General features: G+C 68.8%; 19 protein-coding genes and 1 tRNA gene. 12 read left to right on the forward strand and 8 right to left on the reverse strand.

What is annotated here, in order from left to right; translation table 11 throughout:
• Window positions 1-180, forward strand: a 180-nt coding sequence (locus V7E09_RS03110) for an Eco29kI family restriction endonuclease (protein ID WP_324510732.1), incomplete at its 5' end; no start/stop codon positions are given.
• 151 nt (window positions 181-331) lie between these two features.
• On the opposite strand, the gene V7E09_RS03115 is transcribed toward V7E09_RS03110, so the two are convergent.
• The 6 genes from V7E09_RS03115 to V7E09_RS03140 all read right to left on the reverse strand — a co-directional run bounded on the left by V7E09_RS03115 (window position 332) and on the right by V7E09_RS03140 (window position 4333).
• A complete protein-coding gene (locus tag V7E09_RS03115) occupies window positions 332-727 on the reverse strand; it encodes a hypothetical protein (protein ID WP_324510733.1) in 396 nt (131 codons plus the stop codon).
• 72 nt (window positions 728-799) lie between these two features.
• Window positions 800-1390 (reverse strand): hypothetical protein, encoded by a 591-nt coding sequence (locus V7E09_RS03120; RefSeq protein WP_324523006.1) that lies wholly within the window; start codon window positions 1388-1390, stop codon window positions 800-802.
• On the reverse strand, window positions 1390-2313 hold the full coding sequence (locus tag V7E09_RS03125; protein WP_324510735.1) for a hypothetical protein: 924 nt from the start codon (window positions 2311-2313) through the stop codon (window positions 1390-1392). Before V7E09_RS03125 ends, V7E09_RS03120 begins: the two co-directional genes overlap by 1 nt.
• Before the next feature lie 140 nt (window positions 2314-2453).
• A complete protein-coding gene (locus tag V7E09_RS03130; RefSeq protein WP_324523007.1) occupies window positions 2454-3665 on the reverse strand; it encodes a Fic family protein in 1212 nt (403 codons plus the stop codon).
• A 127-nt stretch (window positions 3666-3792) separates the two neighbouring features.
• Window positions 3793-4026, reverse strand: a complete 234-nt coding sequence (locus V7E09_RS03135; RefSeq protein ID WP_324510737.1) for a hypothetical protein — start codon at window positions 4024-4026, stop codon at window positions 3793-3795.
• A gap of 224 nt (window positions 4027-4250) precedes the next feature.
• A tRNA-Leu gene (locus tag V7E09_RS03140) sits at window positions 4251-4333 on the reverse strand.
• A gap of 177 nt (window positions 4334-4510) precedes the next feature.
• Here V7E09_RS03140 and treY point away from each other — a divergent pair.
• The 9 genes from treY (at window position 4511) to V7E09_RS03185 (ending at window position 17227) form a co-directional block, all read left to right on the forward strand.
• The gene (treY, locus tag V7E09_RS03145) at window positions 4511-7222 is read left to right on the forward strand and encodes a malto-oligosyltrehalose synthase (protein ID WP_324510738.1); all 2712 of its coding nucleotides are present in this window, start codon (window positions 4511-4513) and stop codon (window positions 7220-7222) included.
• Window positions 7215-8966, forward strand: coding sequence for a malto-oligosyltrehalose trehalohydrolase (gene treZ, locus V7E09_RS03150; protein WP_324510739.1), 1752 nt, complete (start codon window positions 7215-7217; stop codon window positions 8964-8966). The genes treY and treZ overlap by 8 nt, the downstream gene beginning before the upstream one ends.
• A 133-nt stretch (window positions 8967-9099) precedes the next feature.
• Window positions 9100-9804 carry a DUF3662 and FHA domain-containing protein gene (locus V7E09_RS03155; RefSeq protein ID WP_324510740.1) on the forward strand — a complete coding sequence of 235 codons (705 nt, stop codon included), beginning with the start codon at window positions 9100-9102 and terminating at the stop codon, window positions 9802-9804.
• A complete protein-coding gene (locus tag V7E09_RS03160; protein ID WP_324510741.1) occupies window positions 9797-10276 on the forward strand; it encodes an FHA domain-containing protein FhaB/FipA in 480 nt (159 codons plus the stop codon). The genes V7E09_RS03155 and V7E09_RS03160 overlap by 8 nt, the downstream gene beginning before the upstream one ends.
• A 4-nt stretch (window positions 10277-10280) precedes the next feature.
• Window positions 10281-11732 (forward strand): PP2C family protein-serine/threonine phosphatase, encoded by a 1452-nt coding sequence (locus V7E09_RS03165; protein WP_324510742.1) that lies wholly within the window; start codon window positions 10281-10283, stop codon window positions 11730-11732.
• The gene (locus V7E09_RS03170; protein WP_324510743.1) at window positions 11732-13243 is read left to right on the forward strand and encodes an FtsW/RodA/SpoVE family cell cycle protein; all 1512 of its coding nucleotides are present in this window, start codon (window positions 11732-11734) and stop codon (window positions 13241-13243) included. Before V7E09_RS03165 ends, V7E09_RS03170 begins: the two co-directional genes overlap by 1 nt.
• Window positions 13240-14667, forward strand: a complete 1428-nt coding sequence (locus V7E09_RS03175; RefSeq protein ID WP_324510744.1) for a peptidoglycan D,D-transpeptidase FtsI family protein — start codon at window positions 13240-13242, stop codon at window positions 14665-14667. The genes V7E09_RS03170 and V7E09_RS03175 overlap by 4 nt, the downstream gene beginning before the upstream one ends.
• A gap of 59 nt (window positions 14668-14726) precedes the next feature.
• Window positions 14727-16523, forward strand: coding sequence for a Stk1 family PASTA domain-containing Ser/Thr kinase (gene pknB, locus V7E09_RS03180; protein WP_324510745.1), 1797 nt, complete (start codon window positions 14727-14729; stop codon window positions 16521-16523).
• A 65-nt stretch (window positions 16524-16588) separates the two neighbouring features.
• Window positions 16589-17227: an aminodeoxychorismate/anthranilate synthase component II gene (locus tag V7E09_RS03185; RefSeq protein WP_324523008.1), complete on the forward strand. Its 639-nt coding sequence runs from the start codon at window positions 16589-16591 to the stop codon at window positions 17225-17227.
• 11 nt (window positions 17228-17238) lie between these two features.
• Here the strand turns inward: V7E09_RS03185 and V7E09_RS03190 are convergent, their stop codons facing one another.
• Window positions 17239-17997 carry a DUF881 domain-containing protein gene (locus tag V7E09_RS03190; RefSeq protein ID WP_324510747.1) on the reverse strand — a complete coding sequence of 253 codons (759 nt, stop codon included), beginning with the start codon at window positions 17995-17997 and terminating at the stop codon, window positions 17239-17241.
• Window positions 17998-18137: 140 nt separating this feature from the next.
• On the opposite strand from V7E09_RS03190, the gene V7E09_RS03195 reads away from it, so the two are divergent.
• Entirely contained in the window at window positions 18138-18455 is a 318-nt protein-coding gene (locus V7E09_RS03195) for a cell division protein CrgA (RefSeq protein ID WP_324523009.1), read from the forward strand.
• 66 nt (window positions 18456-18521) lie between these two features.
• Here V7E09_RS03195 and lysS read toward each other — a convergent pair whose 3' ends face one another.
• Window positions 18522-19988, reverse strand: coding sequence for a lysine--tRNA ligase (gene lysS, locus V7E09_RS03200; protein WP_324510763.1), 1467 nt, complete (start codon window positions 19986-19988; stop codon window positions 18522-18524).
• 178 nt (window positions 19989-20166) lie between these two features.
• Here lysS and V7E09_RS03205 point away from each other — a divergent pair.
• Window positions 20167-21547: glucose-6-phosphate dehydrogenase (locus V7E09_RS03205; RefSeq protein ID WP_324523010.1), on the forward strand; the 1381-nt coding region annotated here is incomplete at its 3' end.

Consider the following 21547-nt stretch of genomic DNA (forward strand, 5'->3'; position numbering starts at 1 on the left):
CGCGCCTATCGACGGCCTCGGCAACCAGATCCCGGCGCCGGGAGGCGTCAGGGACTTCGTCCCCGCTGGGACGTGATGCATCCCGACCGTCTCTGGGCCACGCTGCTGCAGCCTCGACTGGAGACGGCCGAGACCGTCGCGCAGGAGGCGAGCACCTCCCTGACCCAGCGGTTGTCCTGAGCGGCGTGGCCGATGCGGCCTCTGCGCCTCAGACTCGTGGGCTCAGCTGGCCCGGAGAACTGCTCAGCGAAGCCCTTCACGGTGTGGCCCGCACCACCACCCACTAGAGCCCGAGCGGCTGGGTTGATGGGCGAACGGCACACCTCGCTTTTCACCGCTGAGCGTCGCACTTGGCCTGTTGGTCAAACGCCTCCAGGAGCGCGGTTGTGCGTTTGTCTCCCGTTGACCGAGCAGCGATATCCCGCGCGGTCTGCGCCTCAACGCACGGATCGGACGAGATGCTCTTTGCGCCGCCACCAAGCAGCCAGAGTACGAACAACATCGAAACGATAGCGCCGACCCACTTAGCCGTACCCGGAGCATAGCGAGTTGAAGATCCGCAGACCTTGGCCACGACGCGAACCAAGGTCGCAGCGGCGGCGTCCACCTGGCTCAGCCCCAGCTTGACCTCGACGACGACCCAGCGGCCGTCGGACGCCTCGCCCACTGCGTCGATCTCGTCGCGGGCCTTGGCGTCGCGGTATTGGAACACGCCGCGGGCGCTCATGGCTTGGGCGTAAACGCGCGGACCGGTCTACCTACGCTGCCGAGTCGACTTTCTGCACGCACTCGGTGAACGTCAGCGGGTTGGACGATCGGTCGACGAGACGTAGGAGAGATCGCCCCGGGTCAACCGCTGGGTGAAGTAGGCGCCCTCAAGGTGGTCCGGCACGCGGCCAGGACAGTGGAGACGGGCGGCCCCGAGATGCCGTGGGCTGCGGTCGAGAAGGCCGGCCTGCGGTTCGTTGTCGTACACGTACATCAGCTCGGAGGCACCGGCAGCATCGTTAGGACAGAGGGTCGCCGATCTGCTCGTGCTGCTGCTCTCCGCGGTGCACAGGTATACGTGTAGCGACCAGAACGACTGGCGGATGACGACGAAGCACCGTACTGGACCGGTATCGCTGCGTCTGGAGTCGGGGACCGGGGTGATGGCCCCTTCCCACAGCCCCTCGATTCTCGGCCGGTTGTGTGTTCGCAGGAACACTCCCCACTTCCAGACCCACTTGCCCCACGCCACAACGGCGAATGCGGCGACAGCGGGCGTCCAGGTGATGACCGTCGAGAACCAGCCGGGGGTCAGCACCCCTGAGAGCCACAGGATCACCGAGAACGCGACCCCGACAATCGCCACAGCCCTACGGACCAGGGTGTCCGGTCGGGCAGCCATCAGCTGGCTCCGAACCCGAACATGCTCTGTGTGGCGAGGACCAGTTGGCCGCACTCGGCTGCCGTCCAGTTCTTGTGTCCGCGAAAGAGCCACGTGAGTCGGTTGGGTTCCTCCATCGTGTCGTGGTCGTTCCGGAGCCGATGCGCGAGGTAGTCGAGGGTGGCGTCGAACCCTTGTCCAGGTCGCCGTAGGCGAGGATGTGGTCGGGCACGTTGTAGACCAGGCATTCCATCAGGTAGGAGGCCAGCGGGGCCATTCTCTGCTCCGAGACGAGCCAGTTCTCGGAACGCTTCAGCGCTCGGACGAACCGCTTGTAGCGGTGCCCGGTCGCTTCGTTCTTGGTCACACCGTTCGTGTACTGCTGCTGGGGCCAGTTGACGACCTTGTCGCTGCCGTCCTTCGGGAACACACACGAACCGACGTGGGCGACGCTCCGATCTGATGCGTCGAAGCGCCGATAGTCGAAACAGGGCACGACATCGGCGCTCGGCCGGCTGCCCTTCACCTCCCGGAAGGTTGATCGCGATGTTGCCGGAGAGATCCACTGCAGCCGCGCCGTGGTGGTCGACCATTGCCTTTTCCACGGCGCTCCTCCAGGTCGCGGGCCGCCACCCGCCGGAATGGGGCGTGCCATCCTTGAACGGAGCCTGGCAGTTGAAGAAGTCGAAGTAGAAGCACTCCGTGAGTTCGACGACGACGTCGACGTCGCTGTCGCTCCTGACGTTCGTCGAGTTCCGGTAGCTGCCCTTGGTGTAGACGGTGTACTCGGCCGACCCGGGGATGTCCGACGCTTCGATCGCGGCCCGAACCATGCGCTCCGCCCGCTCCTGCTGCAGCTTCTCGGTGTCACTCGACGGCTTGATCCAGAAAGACAGCAACTCGTTGCGCTCCAACTTGTTTACGGACTTCACGCTATCGGTCACCTCGGACAAACCCAGGCACTACTGGGCCGCCACGACGGACCTGCGGAGATACCGACGGTGGGAAATCCCGACAGGGCCACAGGACACTGTGAGGTCAGTCCGCAACGGGCGCAATCAGGCACTTCCGCAAACGGCCCCCACTAGCGGCGGAGTTGTTGGGCGTAGGCGTCGAGGATCTCGAGGGTCCCGTCGTGCTGGTAGACCCGGTTTCGCTTCAGGCCGGTTCGCTCGACGAGTACACCCGCTCGGGTGAGCTGGTCGAGTGCGCGCTGTGCGGTCACGTCACTCATTCCCAACTGGCTCGTCAAGAACCGTGCGTTGATCACCGGATGGGCGACGAGGTGAGGAAGCACGGTCCAGCCGGCGGCGTCTTTCCGGAGCCCGGCAAGCTGCTGTCGCGCTTGATCAACCTGAGCGGCCAGATCGTCGACCAGCTGCGCACCTGACCTGGCTGCGAATAGCGACGCGTCAGCGAACGCCGCAATGATCGGCCCCGCATCGCCCGACCGGAAGTCACCCAGAGCAGCGAAGTAGGGCTCAACGTCGCGCAGCAGACCGGCCGAGATCGGTGCAGTCGTGGACCTGAGTACCCCAGCCGCGGCGAGCATGGCATGGACGAGAGCTCGCCCCGTCCTGCCGTTGCCATCCACGAAGGGGTGGACTGTTTCGAACTGCGCATGAGCAATCGCCACGTGGGCGACGACGGGGATGTCCCGGCGTCGCAGGAAGCTGACCAGATCTGCCATTGCTGCCGGCACCAGCTCTGGCTGCGGAGCAACGTGAGCGGCACCGCGCGGTGTGATCGCCGACGAACCCACCCAGACGAGCCGGTCGCGGTACTTCCCAGCGTGCTCCTCCCACCCCTGCTGGCCGGATAGCAACTCCCGGTGCATCGCCAGGATCGAGTCCTCGTCAAGCCGACCGGACAGCGCCAGCGCCGCTTCCATCGTCCGCACGTTGGCGGTGACCAGGCGGGCGTTGTCGGACTTGGCTTGGCCGAGCTCGGCCAGAGCAAGCTGCCTGGCGCCGACCGTAAGGTTCTCGATCTGCGAGCTGGAGGCAGACTCGGTTCGAAGCAGGATGCTGCTCATCGGCCCGAGACCAGGATTGCCCGCACCCAGGACCAGACGCGCATGCTGGTCGAACTGCACCAGCGCAGCCTCGGCCTCGGCGACCTCCGCAGCCAGACCGGAGGGATGCTGTGGGATGTAGTCGACGATGGGTGGAGTGATGGTCGATCGATATGGACCGTTTGCCGCGGCGATCGCTGCTCGAGAGGCGTAGGCCTCATCAGCGTGCCAGAAATGCTCGGCGTGGCCGAGCTCGGGGAATGCAACGAACGGAAGCAACACACCCTCCTTACTAACACCTCGATTGTAGTCGTTAGTAAGGAGCGTGTGCAGGGTACGCGAGAGCGCGCTCATCACGGCGAAACGACCCAGCCGTCCTCCAACACCGGTCGCAGCGCCCGCCACGCGGTCAGTGCTCCAGATCGCGTCCGGGCATCCCCTGGCGCTCGTGCTCGGCCAGCTCATAGAGGAGGCGCTTGCGCCTGAAGTCCTGCACGGCGCCGTGCGTAACGGCCGCCCACTTCTCGAACCGCGACCCCTGGAGGATCGTCTGGTCGCCGGTCCTGAACTGGGCCTCCGCGAACGCCAAGGCCTCGGCCTCCAATCCCTTTCTGCGAAGGAACCGAACGGTGACGTCGGCCATCGCGCGCAGCATGTTCCGGTCTGAAGGAACCTCGCCGGCAGCTTCCTCAGACTGCCGAACGCCCGCCTGCTCATCCCCTGCTCCCTTCCGGCACGACATGCCAGCTGCGTGCCAGATGTCTGGCACGAAATGGCCCGATCTGGGTCCATTTGGCGAAACCCCCGAACATGACAAAAGGCCCCGTGACTAGGTGTTTTGCCTAGTCACGGGGCCTCTCAATACCGTGCGCGAGAGAGGAGTTGAACCTCCACGTCCTTTCGGACACACGGACCTGAACCGTGCGCGTCTGCCATTCCGCCACTCGCGCTTAGTCCCCTTGCGGGAACAGCCCAACCAGACTAGCACGCAGAAGCGGTTGCGCCTATTCGGGCTGCTGTGGCGGCGTCTGGGCTTGTCGGAGGCCACTGCGCGACGGCCACTCGGACGCGGCGTCAGGGCCGGGCGATAGATTGGGGAACCCACGGCCCCGAACCGGGAGGAACGCGTGACCCAGAACACTGCGGTACACCCCACCGACACCGACGCGGACGGACCATCGGCAGCGTCGGACATCCCGGCGCACCAGCACCAGCACCTGCCCTCAGCCGGACGCCGCACCCCGGTGTCGACCTACCGGCTCCAACTGGGTCCCGACCTCACGTTCGACCAGGCCATCGAGCACCTGGGCTACCTCGACGACCTGGGCGTCACCGACCTGTACCTGAGCCCGATCCTGCAGGCCGCCCCCGGCAGCACGCACGGCTACGACGTCGTCGACCATGCCGCGATCTCGGTGCCGATGGGCGGGCGCGACGGGTTCGAGCGGCTCGCCGCCGCGGCGCATGCCCGCGACATGGGCGTCATCGTCGACGTGGTCCCCAACCACATGGGCGTCCCGACGCCGATCTACCACAACCGTGCCCTGTGGTCCGTGCTCAAGGACGGGCCCGCTTCCCCGTACGCGGCCTGGTTCGACGGCACCGACGACGGCGCCGCGGGCGGCATCCTGATGCCGGTGCTCGGGGCCCGGATCGGAACCGTGCTGGCCAACGGCGAGATCACGCTGCAGCGCCGCGTCATCCCCGGCCTGGAAGACGAGGGCGAGCAGCCCGTGCTGGTCTATTACGACCACGTGTTCCCCGTCCGGGCGGGCACCGAGAACCTGCCGCTGCCGCTGTGCGTGCAGGAGCAGCATTACCGGCTGGCCTACTGGAAGGTGGCCGACGAGGAACTGAACTTCCGCCGCTTCTTCGACGTCGACACCCTGGCTGCGGTCCGCGTCGAGGACCCCGACGTGTTCGACGCCACCCACGCGCTGCTGCTGGAACTGTTCCACGCCGGCCACATCGACGCCTTCCGCATCGACCACCCCGACGGGCTGGCCGACCCACGCGGCTATCTGCGCCGCCTCTCCATGGCGACCGGCGGCGCATGGATCGCCGCCGAGAAGATCCTCGAGGGTTCCGAGGACCTGCCCGACGACTGGCCCGTCGCCGGCACCACCGGGTACGACGCCGCCTGGCGGATCTCCGCGCTGCACTGCGACCCCAACGGCGCCCCCGACCTGGGCAACATCGCCCACGCCATCACCGGCGACATCCCCGGCTCCCTGCCCGAGGCCATCACCACAGCCAAACGCGAGATCGCGACCACCTCGTTGTTCGCCGAGGTGCACCGGCTGGCGACGCTCGCCGACGCCATCTGCCGCGACGACATCATGCTGCGCGACCACACGTTCTCCTGGATCCGCTCCTGCCTCACCGAGATGATCGTCGCCCTCGACCGCTACCGGGCCTACATCGTCCCCGGTGAACCCGCCCCCGTCGACGAAATCGACATCATCGAACACGCCGCCCTCAAGGCACGCGCTGCCCTGGACCCCGAACTCCACGAAACCCTCGAGGTCGTGGTCGACCTGCTGCTCGGACGCGAGGTCGGCGTCGAGGGTCACACCCAGCGTGCCCAGCGCGACGAACTGATCATCCGGTTCCAGCAGGTGTGCGGCGCCGTGATGGCCAAGGGTGTGGAGGACACCGCCTTCTATCGCTGGACGCAACTGGTGTCCCTCAACGAGGTCGGTGGCGACCCGGGCGCCTGGAGCATCAACTCCGACGAGTTCCACCAGTGGGTCTCGGCGATGGCCACCGCATGGCCCGCCACCATGACGTGCGGCACCACCCACGACACCAAACGCTCCGAAGACGTCCGCTCCCGGATCGGCGTGCTCTCGCAGTACTCCTCCGAGTGGCGGGCCCTGCTGACGAAGCTCCACCCCTACGCGTCGGGTCTGGAAGGGCACACCGAGAACCTGCTGTGGCAGACGCTGGCCGGGACGTGGACCGAGGCCGGGCCCATCGAACGCAGCCGCCTGGAGCGCTACCTGCTCAAGGCGTCCCGGGAACAGAAGCTGTGGACCTCCTGGACGCACAACGACACCGAGGGCGAGGCGGCGCTGTCCGCGTTCGTGGAGCGGCTCTACGCCGACGCCGACATCATGGGCGCCTTCGCCGACTGGTACGAGTTCACCGCCGACTCGGTGCGCACCTCCGTGCTGTCCCGCAAGGCCATCCAGTTGACCTGCCTGGGCGTCGCGGACACCTATCAGAGTTGCGAGACGCTGCAGAACTACCTGGTCGACCCCGACAACCGCTCCGCCGTCGACTTCACCCACCTGGCGGTGACGGCGTCCGCCCTGGACACCCGCAACCCGCGGACCCTGGCCGAGGAGAAGCTCCACCTCACCCGCGCGATCCTGCGGCTGCGGCGCCGCCGCCCGGACGCCTTCGTCGGGGCGCAGGCCACCTACCGGCCGCTGCCGAGCAGCACCGGCCACGCCGTCTGCTTCGCCCGCGGCGAGGACCCTCAGGTCGTGACGGTCGCCGCCCGCCTCCACCGCGTCATCGAGAACCAGCACGGGTTCACCGAGCACAGCGTCGTCCTGCCGGGCGGACGCTGGCGCGACGTGCTGAGCGGGTCGGAGTTCGACGGCGGCTCCGCGCTGATCGCCGACCTGCTGGAGCACTATCCGGCGGCCGTCCTGGAGAAGGTCGCCAGCCCCCAGGGCCCAGAGATTCAGATTCCGCTGTTCCGCCCCGGCGTTCGTCACCAGCCCACCCCGACCGAACACCGCGGTGAGGACGCCGAGGTCACCGGCCTGCTGGGCTGGCTGACCAAGCGGTTCTTCGACAAGCACGACGACGGGCAAACCCATGGCTGAGTCCCCGGCATCTCGAACGCTGCCGCTCGCCGTGTGGGCGCCGACCGCGACGACCCTGCGCGCAGTCCTGCCCGCAGGCAAGGATGACGGCCCCGACGCCTGGGTGTCACTCACCCGCGACGACGCCGGGGTCTGGCACGGCGAACTTCCCGCCGACACCGACTATCTGTTCGCCGTCGACGATCAGGCGCCGCGGCCCGACCCGCGCAGCCCCCGCCAGCCCCACGGGATCCACGGCCCCAGCCGCACCTTCGACGCTGGCGCCTTCGCCTGGACCGACGCCGGCTGGCGGGGCCGCGACGTGCTCGGCGGGGTGCTGTACGAGATCCACGTGGGAACCTTCACCCCCGAGGGCACCCTGGACGCCGCCATCGGACGCCTCGACTACCTCGCCACCCTCGGCATCGACACCGTCGAACTGATGCCGATCGTGCCGTTCCCCGGCGATCGCGGCTGGGGCTACGACGGCGTCAGCCTGTACGCCGTCCACGAGGCCTACGGAGGCCCGGCCGCCCTGCAGCGGTTCGTGGACGCCGCCCACGCCCGCGGCCTCGCCGTCTGTCTGGACGTGGTGTACAACCACTTCGGCCCCGACGGGAACTACGCCCCCGTCTTCGGCCCCTACTTCACCGACAAGCACTCCACCCCGTGGGGGTCGGCGATCAACCTCGACGACGAGCACGCCGACGGGGTGCGCGCGTTCATCGTCGACAACGCGGTGCGGTGGCTGCGCGACTTCCACGTCGACGCGCTCCGGCTGGACGCCGTCCACGCCCTGGTCGACGACTCCCCCCGGCACATCCTCGCCGAACTGTCCGACGCCGTCGCCGCGTTCACCCAAGCCAGCGGCCGGGTCGCGACGCTGATCGCCGAGTCCGACGAGAACCAGGTCACGACGATCACCCCCACCGCCGACGGCGGACGCGGCATGGACGGCCAGTGGGCCGACGACGTCCACCACGCCCTGCACGCCTGGCTGACCGGGGAGCGGTTCGGCTACTACGTCGACTTCGGCAGCGAGGAGACGCTCGCGCACGCCTTCGAGCACGTGTTCGTCCACGACGGCACGTTCTCGACGTTCCGGAACCGGACGTGGGGCGCCCCCGTTCCCGACGACGTCGAACGGACGCGGTTCGTCGTCTTCGACCAGAACCACGACCAGGTTGGCAACCGCGGGTTGGGTGACCGCCCCTCCGCGAGGTTGGCTCCCGCCCAGGTGGCGGGCGGGGCGGCACTGCTGCTGCTGTCCCCGTTCACCCCGCTGCTGTTCCAGGGCGAGGAGTGGGGGACGCAACGGCCCTTCCTGTTCTTCACCGACCACTCCGCCGAACTGGGCGCGGCCGTGACCCGGGGTCGGCGCGCGGAGTTCGCGACCCACGGCTGGGCCGAGTTGTACGGGCCCGACGTCACGATCCCCGACCCGCAGGCCCTCGACACATTCGCGGCCTCCCGGCTGGACTGGGACGAGCCCACCAGCCCCGCCCACGCCCCCCTCCTGGGCTGGTACCGGACCCTGCTGCGGCTACGCCGGGAGCACCTGGGCGAGGCACGGCAGGAGTTCTCGACAGCGCACGGCACGGGGTGGTTCTCGTTCCGCAACGGGCCGCTGCGGGTGACGGTCGCCGCACATGCCGACACGACCGTGCCCGCGGCGGGGTCCCTGGTCGCCGCGTTCGGCTCCGTCGAGCAGGCACCGGGGGCGATCCGATTGATCTGTCCCGCCGTGGCAGTCACCCTGGAGTAAGGTCGTCAGCCTGGACAGGCGTCACACGCTCGCCATCACGTGCAAAAAGCGCCGGGACTTTTCGGCACCAAGCTAGGCTGGAACGGGCCCGCAACCGCTGTGGGCGCACAACATCTGGGCGAAGGAGGGACTCGTGGGCGTATTCGACAACCTGGAACGCAAGTTGGAGGGCGTCGTCAACGGCGCTTTCGCCCGCGCGTTCAAAGGGGATGTCCAGCCCGTCGAGATCACGGCCCGCCTCCAGAAGGAGTTGGACGCCGAGGCGAGGATGCTCTCGCGGGATCGCAAACTCGTCCCCAACGACTTCACGATCGGGTTGTCCAGCCACGACTACGACCGCCTCGTCCCCTACAGCCGCACCCTGAACCAAGACATCATTCCCCAACTGCGGGAGTACGCCGCGAACGCGGGCTACATCTTCAACGGCCCCGTCACCATCGCCTACGAGCAGGACGCGGACTTGCCACTCGGCCGGTTCACCGTCCTCAGCCAGGCGGTCGCCGCCGCGGCGACCCCGGCCACCACCACGTCGATCCGCCGTGCCTCGCTCGTGCTGGAGGTCAACGGCATCCGACATCCGCTGGCTGAGCCGGGGTTCACGCTCGGACGCGGCACGGACGCCGACGTACGCATCAACGATCCGGGCATCTCCCGGCTCCACGCCCGGATCAGCGTGCACGGCGCTCGCGACCCGCAGGTGACCATCGAAGACATGGGATCCACCAACGGCATCGTCGTCGACGGCCGACGCGTCCAGTCGGCGTCGCTTCGGGAGGGCTCACGGATCGAACTGGGCAGCACCCGGATGCTGGTGAGGTCGCCGGTGAGCGATGTCTGAACTGCTCGTCTTCGCGCTCAAGTTCGCCTTCCTCGCGCTGCTGTGGGTCTTCATCCTGTTCACGGGCGCCGTGATCCGTTCCGACCTGTTCGGACGCCGGGTGCCCGCCGCGAAAGCGGAGGCGCCGCCGAAACCCCGTGCCGCGGAGCGGACCCGGCGCCGCGCGCGGGAGGCGTCGGCCGCGATCCCGACGACGCTGCGCATCACCCGCGGCAAGCAGGCCGGTCTGACGATGGCGCTGGGCGATCAGCTCAAGATCGGGCGCAGCGCCGACTGCCAACTCATCCTCGACGACGACTACGTCTCGACCCAGCACGCCCGCATCTATCGCAGCGGCACCGGCTACATCGTCGACGACCTGGGTTCGACCAACGGCACCTACCTCAACAACGAGCGGCTGAGCGGGCCGACCCGATTCACGCCCGCCGACACGCTGCGGATCGGGCGGACGCTGATCACCGTGGAGGCCTGAGTTCATGGCGCTGACGCTGAGTTACGACGCCCACTCCGAGATCGGGCTGGTCCGCACCAACAACCAGGATTCGGCGTACGTGTCGCCGACCATGCTGATGGTGGCCGACGGCATGGGGGGCGCCGCAGCCGGCGATCTGGCGTCCGCGATCGCGACCTGGGAGCTCGAACGGACCGACGCCGACCTGGACGCCAAGATCGCGGCGGCCCGCACCGAGCGAGAGGCCTCCGACGAGCCCTCCCTCGTCGGCGACGACGACCCGGGCGACGTGGTGGACGTGCTCACCGTGCTCGCCGGAACCCTCTCGCGGGCCAACGACCAGCTCATCGAGCGCGTCGAGGACGATCCGGCACTGGCGGGCATGGGCACCACCGTCTGCGGGTTCGTGCTCGCCGATCACCGCCTGGCCGTGGTCAACATCGGCGACTCGCGGGCCTACCTGGTGCGGGAGGGGCGGCTGCACCGAGTCACCCGCGACCACTCGTGGGTGCAGACCCTGGTCGACGAGGGCAAGATCACCGAAGACGAGGCGCTGGAGCATCCCCACAAGAACCTGGTGCTGAAGGTCCTCAACGGCTCCACCCAGCATGAGCCCGATCTGGGCTGGCTCGACATCCAGGCCGGGGACCGGCTGATGATCTGCTCCGATGGGCTGTGCGGCCTGGTCACCGACGCAGCCATGGCGCCCGTCCTCGCCGCCGGGAACGCCCGCACGCACACGATCGACGCACTGGTCGACCTGGCACACGCCGCTGGCGGCTACGACAACATCACCATCGTGCTGGCCGACGTCGAGGTCGACGGCCCGATCGGGACCCCGGAGGCGTTCGGCGCCGCCGACAACCTCGGCGGCCCCGACAACGTCGAGCACACCCTGAGCTTCGCGGTGACGGACGCCGACCCGGAGGGCGTTCACGAGCGCCCGATGACCGAGGAGGAGCGCTACGCGCTCAGCGGGCGGCGCAAACCGTCGGCCTGGCTGAAGATCGGGCTGGGAGTCCTCGTGCCCATTCTGGCGTTGGTGGGCGGCGGAACGGCCTGGTATCAGTACACGCAGACGCAACTGTTCATCGGCCCGGCCCAGGAGTATGTGGGCCTGTACCGGGGGGTTCCGGACCGGATCCTCGGTCAGAACCTCGCCACCTTGTTGCAGCGCGACGCCGAGACCCGCGTCGCCGACCTCCCCCCCTACTACGCCGAGCGCGTCAAGGCCACCATCTCGGTCGCCGATTCGGCGGCCGCCTCCTCCACGATGGCTGAACTACGCGACAAGGCCGCCCGCTGCGTCGCCCAGCGCGAGGCCCGGGCCAGGGCAACGGCCACCCCCACCCCCGTCCCCACCGATGGTGCGCCGCAACCCGACCCGTCCGCGTCGACCCCCGCGACGCCGGAGGTGAGCGTCACCCCCACCCCGTCGCCGAGCGTCACCTCGATCACCCCGCCCGAGGACTGCTGATGGCCGAGACGGTGGTGTACCGGCGGCGGACGGTGGTGTCCGCGCTGATGATGCTCTTCGCGCTCGGCCTGGGCTTCGGCGGCTACCTGATGGTGGGCCTCAATCAGAACGGCGCCCTCCCCGAGGGCTGGACGACGGCGCTTGCCGTCTGGATCGGGCTCGGCGGCGTCGCCTGGGGCGTCGTCCGCTGGCGGCTCCCCTACGCGGACCCGCTGCTGCTGCCGCTGGTGTTCCTGCTCAACGGGCTGGGCCTGTCGATGATCTACCGTCTCGACCAGGCCGACAGGCTCGCCAGCGCCAACCTGCAGATGATGTGGCTGGGCGCGTCCGTGGTCGTGTTCAGCGCCGTCGTGGTGCTGCTGCGCGACCACCGGATCCTGCAGCGCTACACCTACCTGTGGTTCGTCGCCGGATTCCTGCTGCTGCTGGCCCCCCTCGTCCCCGGCCTCGGCAAGGAGAACCACGGCGCCCGCATCTGGATCCAGGTGGGCGGGTTCAGCTTCCAGCCGGCCGAGATCGCCAAGATCGTGCTCTCGGTGGCGTTCGCTTCCTATCTGGTGGAGAAGCGGGACGTCCTCGCGACGGCCGGCCGCCGCTTCCTCGGCATCGACTTCCCGCGCGCCCGCGATCTTGGCCCCATCGGGGTGGTGTGGGTGTTCAGCCTCATCATCTTGGTGTTCGAAAAGGATCTGGGCACGACGCTGCTGTTCTTCGGGTTGTTCGTCGCCATGCTCTACGTCGCGACCGAGCGGCCAAGCTGGGCGATCCTCGGCGTCCTGCTCGTCGGAGCGCTGGGCGTCGTCGGCTACTCCATGTTCGATCACGTCCAAACCCGGTTCTCGTCGTGGCTCAACCCGTTCTCCGACTACGACAAGAACCTGCAGGTCATCAGCGCACAGTTCGGGTTCGCGTGGGGCGGGCTGTTCGGCACCGGCTGGGGGCTGGGCAGGCCCTACCTGACGCCGCTGTCGAAGAACGACTTCATCGGGGCTGCCCTCGGCGAGGAACTCGGGCTGTTCGGCCTGTGCGCCGTCATCATGCTGTTCGGCGTCATCGTCGCCCGCGTGCTGCGCGCCGCCCTCGGCTCGAACGAGCCCTTCGGGAAGTTGCTCGCCACCGGCCTCGCGTTCGCGTTCGCCCTGCAAGTGTTCATCATCACCGGCGGCATCACCCGGCTGCTGCCCCTCACCGGCCTGACGACGCCGTTCGTCTCCCAGGGAGGCAGTTCGCTGATCTCGAACTACATCCTGCTGGCGCTCATGCTGACCATCACCAATCAGGTCAGGCGGCCCCACGCGCAGGCACCCGAGGGCGAGTTCGCGTCCCTGTCGGCCGAGGCCACGCAGGCGATCCCGGCCGTGCGCACGACCTCGCCGGAATCGCCGCTGGGTAGCCCGCGGCCCGACCCGGCCGACTTCGGCGCCACCGAGCCGGTCGGCATGGATGATCCCACGGTGCCGCACCCGCTCGCCCCACCCGCACCTCGCCCCAGGGAGGGAGACCCCACATGAACGGCCCCATCCGCAAGGTCTCCGTCGTCGTCATGGTCATGTTCTTGGCCTTGATGCTCAACTCGACCTATTCCTACCTGTTCCGCACCGACTCGCTGAACGCCGACCCGGCGAACCGGCGGGTCCGGGACTCCCAGTTCGGCACCGACCGCGGCGACATCATGGTGGGCAACACCGCCATCGTCACCTCGACCGCGGTCGACGACCAGTACAAGTTCCAGCGCTCCTACACCCAAGGGACGCTGTACGCGCCGGTCACCGGCTACTACTCGTTCCTGTTCGGCGGTTCCGGCCTGGAGAAGTACTACAGCGCCCAACTGTCAGGAACCTCGGACTCGCAGTTCCTGCAGAACCTCGTCAACACCGCCACCGGCAGCCGGCCCAAGGGCGCCACGCTGGAGACCACCCTGGATGCCCGCGCGCAGCAGGCGGCCGCCCAGGCGCTCGGGAACCGCCCGGGAGCGGTGGTCGCGATCGACTACACGACCGGGGCCGTGAAGGCGCTGGTCTCCTCGCCCTCGTTCGATCCCAACACGCTGGCCAGCCACGACCTGGCCGCCACGCAGACCGCCTGGACGGCGCTCAACTCCGACTCCAGCAAGCCGCTCACCAACCGGGCCGCCCGGGAGATCTACCCGCCCGGGTCGACGTTCAAGCTGATCGTCAGCGCGGCCGCCCTCGAGTCCGGGATGACCCCGGACACGGAGGTGCCCTCACCTGCCAAGTTGACCCTGACCGGGTCCACCTACCAGATGTCGAACTCCTCCGGCTGCTCGGCCGACCCCACCTCTTTGCGGCAGGCGCTGCAGAACTCCTGCAACACAGCGTTCGCGAGCGTCGGCGGTCAACTGGGCGCCGACAAGCTGCGCGAGCAGGCCCAGAAGTTCGGCTTCGGCACCAAGCAACTGCCCGAACTCGACGGGGTGGCCAGCCGCTTCCCCGCGAACCCGGACGCCGCACAGACCCAGCTCAGCTCGATCGGCGGCTACGACGTGGCCGCCAGCCCGCTGCAGATGGCGATGGTCGCCGCCGGGATCGCCAACAACGGAGTGGTCATGGAGCCCTATCTCGTCAGCCGGGTCCGCGGCGCCGACCTCAACGTGATCAGCACCCGCAGTCCACGGCAGCTCTCGACGGCGATGTCGAGCAGCAATGCGCGCGCTCTGCAGGACATGATGGTCAACGTGGTGCAGAACGGCACCGGGCGCCGGGCGCAGATCAGCGGCGTCCGCGTCGGCGGCAAGACCGGAACAGCCAACACCGACGGTGACCGTGCCCCCTACGCTTGGTTCGTGGCGTTCGCCGACGACCCGGCCATCGCCGTAGCAGCCTTCGTGCAGGATGCCGGAGTGGATGGAAGCGAGATCTCGGGGGGTCGCTATGCTGCCCCGATCGCCCAAGCAGTGATCGAGTCGATGCGATGAGTGAGCAGCACGTACCGCGCCGGGCCAGGTTGGAGCCGGACGCCACCAGGGAGGACAGCATGACCGACCAGCCGAGAATCCTCGGCGGGCGCTATCGGATCGGCCGCGTGATCGGCCGAGGCGGCATGGCTTTGGTGAGCCAGGCCCGCGATCTGCGTCTGGGCCGCGATGTGGCCGTCAAGGAACTCAGGATCGACCTCGCCGGCGACCCGACCTTCCAGGAGCGGTTCCGTCGTGAGGCACAATCCGCCGCCGGGCTGAATCATCCCAACATCGTGGCGGTGTACGACACCGGCGAGGAACTCGATCCGCAAAGCCAGACCCATGTGCCCTTCATCGTGATGGAGCTCGTGGAGGGTCGTACCCTGCGAGACATCCTCCGCGAGGGTCGTCCGATCCTGCCGCAGCGCGCACTGGAGTTCACCGCAGGCGTCCTGGACGCCCTCGCCTACAGCCACAAGGCCGGCATCATCCACCGCGACATCAAGCCCGCGAACGTCATGCTGACGACGACGGGCATCGTCAAGGTGATGGACTTCGGCATCGCCCGCGCCGTCTCCGACACCTCCTCGACGATGACGCAGACCGCGGCCGTCATCGGGACAGCGCAGTACCTGTCGCCCGAGCAGGCACGCGGCGAGTCCGTCGATGCCCGCTCCGACCTCTACTCCACGGGCTGCCTGCTGTACGAACTGCTGGTCGGGCGTCCGCCGTTCCAGGGCGACTCGCCCGTCTCGGTGGCCTATCAGCATGTGCGGGAGCGTCCCGTTCCCCCGAGCCAGCTCGACCCGGAGGTCACCTCCGCGATGGACGCCGTCGTGCTGAAGGCGCTGGCGAAGAACCCCGACGACCGCTACCCCGACGCCAAGGCCATGCGCGATGACGTGACCCGGATCCTGGAAGGCCGCCCCGTGCTCGCCGGGCCGCCGCTGGCCGCCCCGGGGGTCACATCGGCCAACCAGCCGACCGAGGTGATGGCCACCATCGCCGCCCCCGCCGTCGCCGACGAACTCCCACCCGAGGACGACGACGCCGAGGACGCCGAGAAGCCGAAGAACCGGGCCCGCCTGTGGTGGACGATCGCGATCGTCGCGCTCGTGATCGTGGGCATCGTGGCGACCGTCTTCCTGATGCAGCAGCGCGACACCGGCCCCAAGCAGGTCCAGGTCCCCGCGCTGACGAACGAGACTCAGGCACAGGCCGAGTCCAGCCTGCAGGCGCTGGGGCTGACCCCCGTCGTGGAGACGTTCAACGGCGCCAACGACACCACGGTCGGCCGCGTCACGCAGACCGACCCGGTGGCCGGCACGACGGTGGATGAGGGCAGCAAGGTCACGCTACGCGTCAACGTGGGCCCGAAGATGATCCAGGTCCCGACGGGCCTGACCGGGTTGACGTTCGAGGAGGCCAAGCAGCGGCTGGTGGATGCCGGTTTCAACGCGGCCTCCATCACCCCGGTGGACGCCCAGGACGAGCCCAGCACCGCGAAGGCCGACTCGGTCGTCAAGGTCAGCCCCGCCGAGGGCACCCAGGCGGCGGCCACGGACATCATCACCTTGTCGGTGGCGACCGGCCGGGCGACGGTGCCGTATGTGCGCGGCATGACGTACGACAGCGCCGTCTCGGAGTTGCGAACGGCTGGCTTCACCAAGTTCACCCGCGAGGATCAGGTCTCGACCGACGCCAGCCTCAGCGCTGGCCAGGTGATCACGACGCGTCCGGCGGCCGACACCCGAGTCGACAAGACGGCCACCGTGACGATCATCGTCGCCAAGGACGCCCCGTCGCCTTCGCCGTCGCCCACGTCCAGTTCGCCGAGCGCCAGCCCCTCCTCCTCCCCGACCAGCACCCCGTGAGGGTGCCCCGGGGCGGTGCTGGACGCCGCCTCGGGCCCGCTGGCGCCCTGGGGAACAATGGGGGCATGGCAAGGATCCTGGTCGTCGACAACTACGACTCGTTCGTGTGGAACATCGTGAGCTACCTGGCACAGATCGGCGCCGAGGTGGACGTCTGGCGCAACGACGATCCTCGCTTCGACGCGGCCGACTTCGCCGACCCGTTCGACGGGATCCTGCTCTCCCCCGGCCCCGGCACCCCGGAAGCCGCCGGAGTGTGCATCGACCTGGTGCGGGGGCGTGCCGGGGAGGTCCCGATCTTCGGGGTGTGCTTGGGCCTGCAGTCGATCGCCGTAGCCTACGGCGGTGTTGTGGGGCGAGCCCCCGAACTGCTGCATGGCAAGACGTCGCAGGTCTTCCACGACGGTCGCGGGGTGTTCACCGGGCTGCCCTCCCCCTTCACCGCGACCCGCTACCACTCGCTCGCGCTGGACCCCGATACGGTGCCCGACGCGCTGGAGGTGTCTGCCTGGACGCAGTCCGGGATCATCATGGCGATCCGGCACCGTGAACTGCCCGTCGAGAGCGTCCAGTTCCATCCCGAGTCGGTACTCACCCAAGGCGGCTATCAGATGCTGGCGAACTGGCTGGCCGTGTGCGGCGACGCCGGGGCTCCCGCCCGCGCCGCCGACCTGGCACCGCTGATGGCGGTCGTGGAGGCCTGAGGCCGACGCCGTTACCGCTGGGCGACGGCTTTGACGAAGGTCGCCGGGCCGGTGTAGGCGGGCATCTCCGTGCGTGCCTGCCGGGTCACGTCGTAGCCGAGCCGGTAGGCGTCCACGTACTGCCGGTACACGCGCAGGTAGTCGCTGTCGCGCAGTCCCTGTTCGAGGCGCGCGTGATCGCCGATCGCCGTGATGATGTAGGGCGGTGCGTAGGGGACCCCATGGACGACGACCGTGTTGCCCACGCACTTGATGCCAGTGCGCGACCCGACGCGCTGCCCCTGCACCGTCATCGCCTCAGCCCCGGACGCCCACAGCGCGTTCACGACGGCCTGGATGTCTTGCTGGTGCACGACCAGGAGGTCCTCGTCGACGCCCGCGGGCTGCACGGTCGCGGGCGCGTCGGTGAGGGTGACGGTGACCGACGGCCCGGCCACCGGGGTGGCGGCCGCGATCTCGGCGGCCGCCTGGAGTTCGGTCACGCTGGGCCCCTGAGCCGCCCCGGTGCGCGCCTGGGTGAGGTTGTCGACCTCGTCGCGGAGGGCGGCCGCCTGCTTGCGCAACGCGTCGGCGCGGTCGGTCTCGGCGCGGACCAGCCCGATGAGTTCGGTGGTGCGGGCGGGACGCAGATCGTTGCCGCGGGATGCGGTCGCCCCGATCGCCATCATCAACCCGGCGAGGACGCACACGGCGGCAGTGGCGATCCTCTTGGGCGATGCCGACTCGCGCGCGGCGGCGCGTGCCCGTTCCAGGACCTCGCGCGCGCTCATGGCACCCACCCTATGCGTCCGAGGTCGGTGCCGCGCTTCCGCGCATCCCCCCGGACGGCGACGGGCGTGGGGGCTCCGCCCGGCGGCGTTGGTAGGCTTGGCCCGTTCTGTGAGTGTTGTTCGACGAGTGGAGTGGTTCGGTGGCCGAGGAGAAGAGCCCGGAAGATGCCGCAAGGTCTGGCAACCCGAGCGTCGCAGCCAAGGGGCGGGCCGCCAAGGCCAGCAAGGCGAAGTCCGGCAAGGGCACCAAGAAGAACAAGCTCACCACCGGGCGTGCGTGGGTCGTCCCGACCTTCCTGACGCTCCTGCTGCTCGGCGTCGCCTGGCTGGTGGTCTGGTACCTGACCACGTCGACGGGCATCACGGTGCCGGTGATGACCGGCCTCGGCAACTGGAACATGCTGATCGCCATGGTCTTGATGGGCGCCTCGTTCGGCGTCGCGACCCTCTGGAAGTAGCGCCGGGCCGCACGCGGGACGCCCGGGCCACCGCGCTGGACGGTGCCCGGACGGTTGCGTCCTGCCTCAGCCCTGCGGCTTGAGCAGCGGGAACAGGATGGTCTCGCGGATCCCCTTGTTGGTGAACAGCATGACCACCCGGTCGACCCCCATGCCCATGCCACCCATCGGCGGGGCGCCGAACTCGAGCGCATTGAGGAAGTCCTCGTCCAACTGCATCGCCTCAGGGTCCCCCTTGGCCGCCAGCAGGGACTGCTCGGTGAAGCGTTCGCGCTGGATCACCGGATCGATCAGCTCGCTGAAGCCGGTGCCACGCTCCATGCCGCCCACGATCAGATCCCACGCCTCGATCAGGCCGGGCTTGTCGCGGTGCGGACGGGCCAGCGGCTGGGCGATCGCCGGGTAGTCGCACACGAACGTCGGCTGTAGCAGGTGCGGCTCCACGATCTCGCCGAACAGTTCGACCGCCAGCTTGTCCGAACCCCAGGCCGGATCGAAGTCGATGTCGCGCTCGGTGGCGATGGCCTGGAGCCGCGTCACCGGGGTGTCCAGGGAGATGGTCTCCCCCACGGCCTCGCTGAGCCCGTCGTAGAGCGGCAGCCAGCGCCACTCGGCGTCCAGGTCGATGACGCCCGCCTCGGTTTCGATCTGCCGCGAGCCCAACGCGTCGGCGATGTCGAGGATGATCTGCTTGGTCGTCTCGGCGATGCCGTACTGGTCGGTCCACGCCTGGTAGGACTCCAGCATCGTGAACTCGGCCGAGTGCGAGCTGTCGATGCCCTCGTTGCGGAAGATGCGTCCCAGCTCGTAGACCCGATCGACGCCGCCGACCATGGCCCGCTTGAGGTAGAGCTCCAGCGCGATCCGCAGCGTCATGTCGATGTCGAACGCGTTCAGGTGGGTGGCGAAGGGACGCGCCGCCGCACCGCCGTGGATGAGCTGCAGCGTCGGCGTCTCGACCTCCAGGAACCCCAGCCGGTGCAGCGTCTCGCGGATCGACCGGGTGATCGTGCCGCGCGTGCGCACCATCGCCCGAGCCTCGTCGCGCACGACCAGGTCGGCGTACCGCTGCCGGACCCGAGCCTCCTCCGACAGGTCCTTGTGGAGCGTGGGCAGCGGGCGCAGCGACTTCGAGGCCAACGCCCAGCCGGTCGCCATGATCGACAACTCGCCCCGCTTGGACGCGATGACCCGGCCGGTGACCGACACATAGTCACCCAGGTCGACATCGGCCTTCCAGCGGTCCAGGGATTCTTGGCCCACCTCGGCGAGGCTCAGCATCACCTGCAGGCGACCGCCGTCGGCGTCGGGCGTGAACTGGTCGGCCAGCGTCGCGAAGCACAGCTTGCCGGTGTTGCGCAGGAACATGATCCGGCCGCTCACCGAGACCACGACGTCCGTCTCCTCGCCCGCGACCAGGTGTCCCCACTGCTCCCGGATCTGAGCCAGGGAGTGCGTGCGCGGGACCGAGACCGGGTAGGCCTGACCGCCGTCGGCGATGATCCGGTTGCGCTTATCCCGGCGCACCTGCATCTGCTCGGAGACGGAGGGCTGGTCGGGATGCGTCGCGGCGCTGGAATCACTCACCCGTGCAGACTATCGAGAATCGTCCCCGCACCCCGCGTCATCCGACGCGGCGCAACCACGGCATCCCGCGTGTCTGACCCCGGACCGGTCACTAGGGTGGAGCCGATCAGCGATAAGGAGCAGCATGCCTGGAGAGTCCGTCACCCTCGTCATCCTGGGCGCCTCGGGCGACCTCACCCACCGACTCCTCCTCCCCGGCCTCGGGACGCTGTTGCGGGCCAAGCCCGACTACGACATCCGGTTGATCGGCGCCTCCGCAGACGATCTCACCGACGAGGTCTGGCGCGACCGCGTCCGCACCGCGCTCGCCGAAGGGGGTTGCCGCCCCGCTCGCGCCGACGCGATGGCCGCCGCCACGCGCTTCGTGCCCCTCGACGTCACCGACCCCGGCGAGTTGCAGTCCTTCATCGACGGTCTCACCGAACCCGGACGCCCCCTCGTGTTGTATTTCGCGCTCCCTCCGGCGGTGACGCAGAAGTCGGTGCAGGCGCTCAGTACGCTCCGGCTGCCGGACGACATCCGGCTGGCGCTGGAGAAGCCGTTCGGCTCCAACCTCGCCACCGCGAAGGCGCTCAACGCGCTGCTGGCGTCCTTCATCCCCGAGGAGCGCGTGTTCCGCGTCGACCACTACCTCGGCAAGGCGACCGTGCTGAACCTGCTCGGGCTGCGGTTCGGGAACCGGATGTTCGAGCCGGTGTGGAATGCCGCCAACATCGAGCGCGTCGAGATCATCGCCGACGAGACGCTCGCCCTGGAGGGCCGGGCCGGGTACTACGACCGCGCCGGCGCCATGAAGGACATGATCCAAAGCCACCTCATGCTGGTGATGGCGGTCTTCGCGATGGAGCAGCCCGCTCGCATCGACTCGATCGAGTTGCGGGACCTGATCGTCCACACGCTGCGTTCGACCGCGCTGTGGGACAGCCCGGAGGAGCCCTCCTCGCGGCGCGCCCGGTACACGGCGGGAGTCATCGACGGCCGTCAGGTGAGCGATTACACCGCGGAGCCGGGCGTGGACCCCGCCCGCAACACCGAGACCCTGGCCCAGGTGACCCTGGAGATCCGCAACGCCCGATGGGCGGGGGTGCCGTTCCGGCTGCGCTCCGGCAAGGCACTCGGCGACGGATTCCGCGGGATCGTCGTCCAGTTCCGGCCGGTGGCCCATCAGCCCGAGGGGTTCCACAACGCCGCGACGCCGAACGTGATGATCATCGGGTTCACCCCCGAGACGCTGGCGCTGAGCATCACCACCAACGCCGAGGGCAACCGATGGGATCTGGAACCCACCACGCTGTCGGCCGAACTCGGCGAGTCCCCGGTGCGCCCCTACGGCGAGATCCTCGACGAGATCCTGACCGGCAACACGCTCCTGGGCGTCCGCGGCGACATGGCCGAGGAGAGCTGGCGCATCCTCGAACCGGTCCTGCAGGCCTGGTCCAACGGCACGGTCCCGCTGGACACCTACACCGCCGGGTCGTACGGGCCCGCGTCCTGGAACCACACCG

Origin of the sequence: Propioniciclava sp. (genome assembly GCF_036744435.1) — a bacterium.
Classification (GTDB): Bacteria; Actinomycetota; Actinomycetes; order Propionibacteriales; family Propionibacteriaceae; genus Propioniciclava.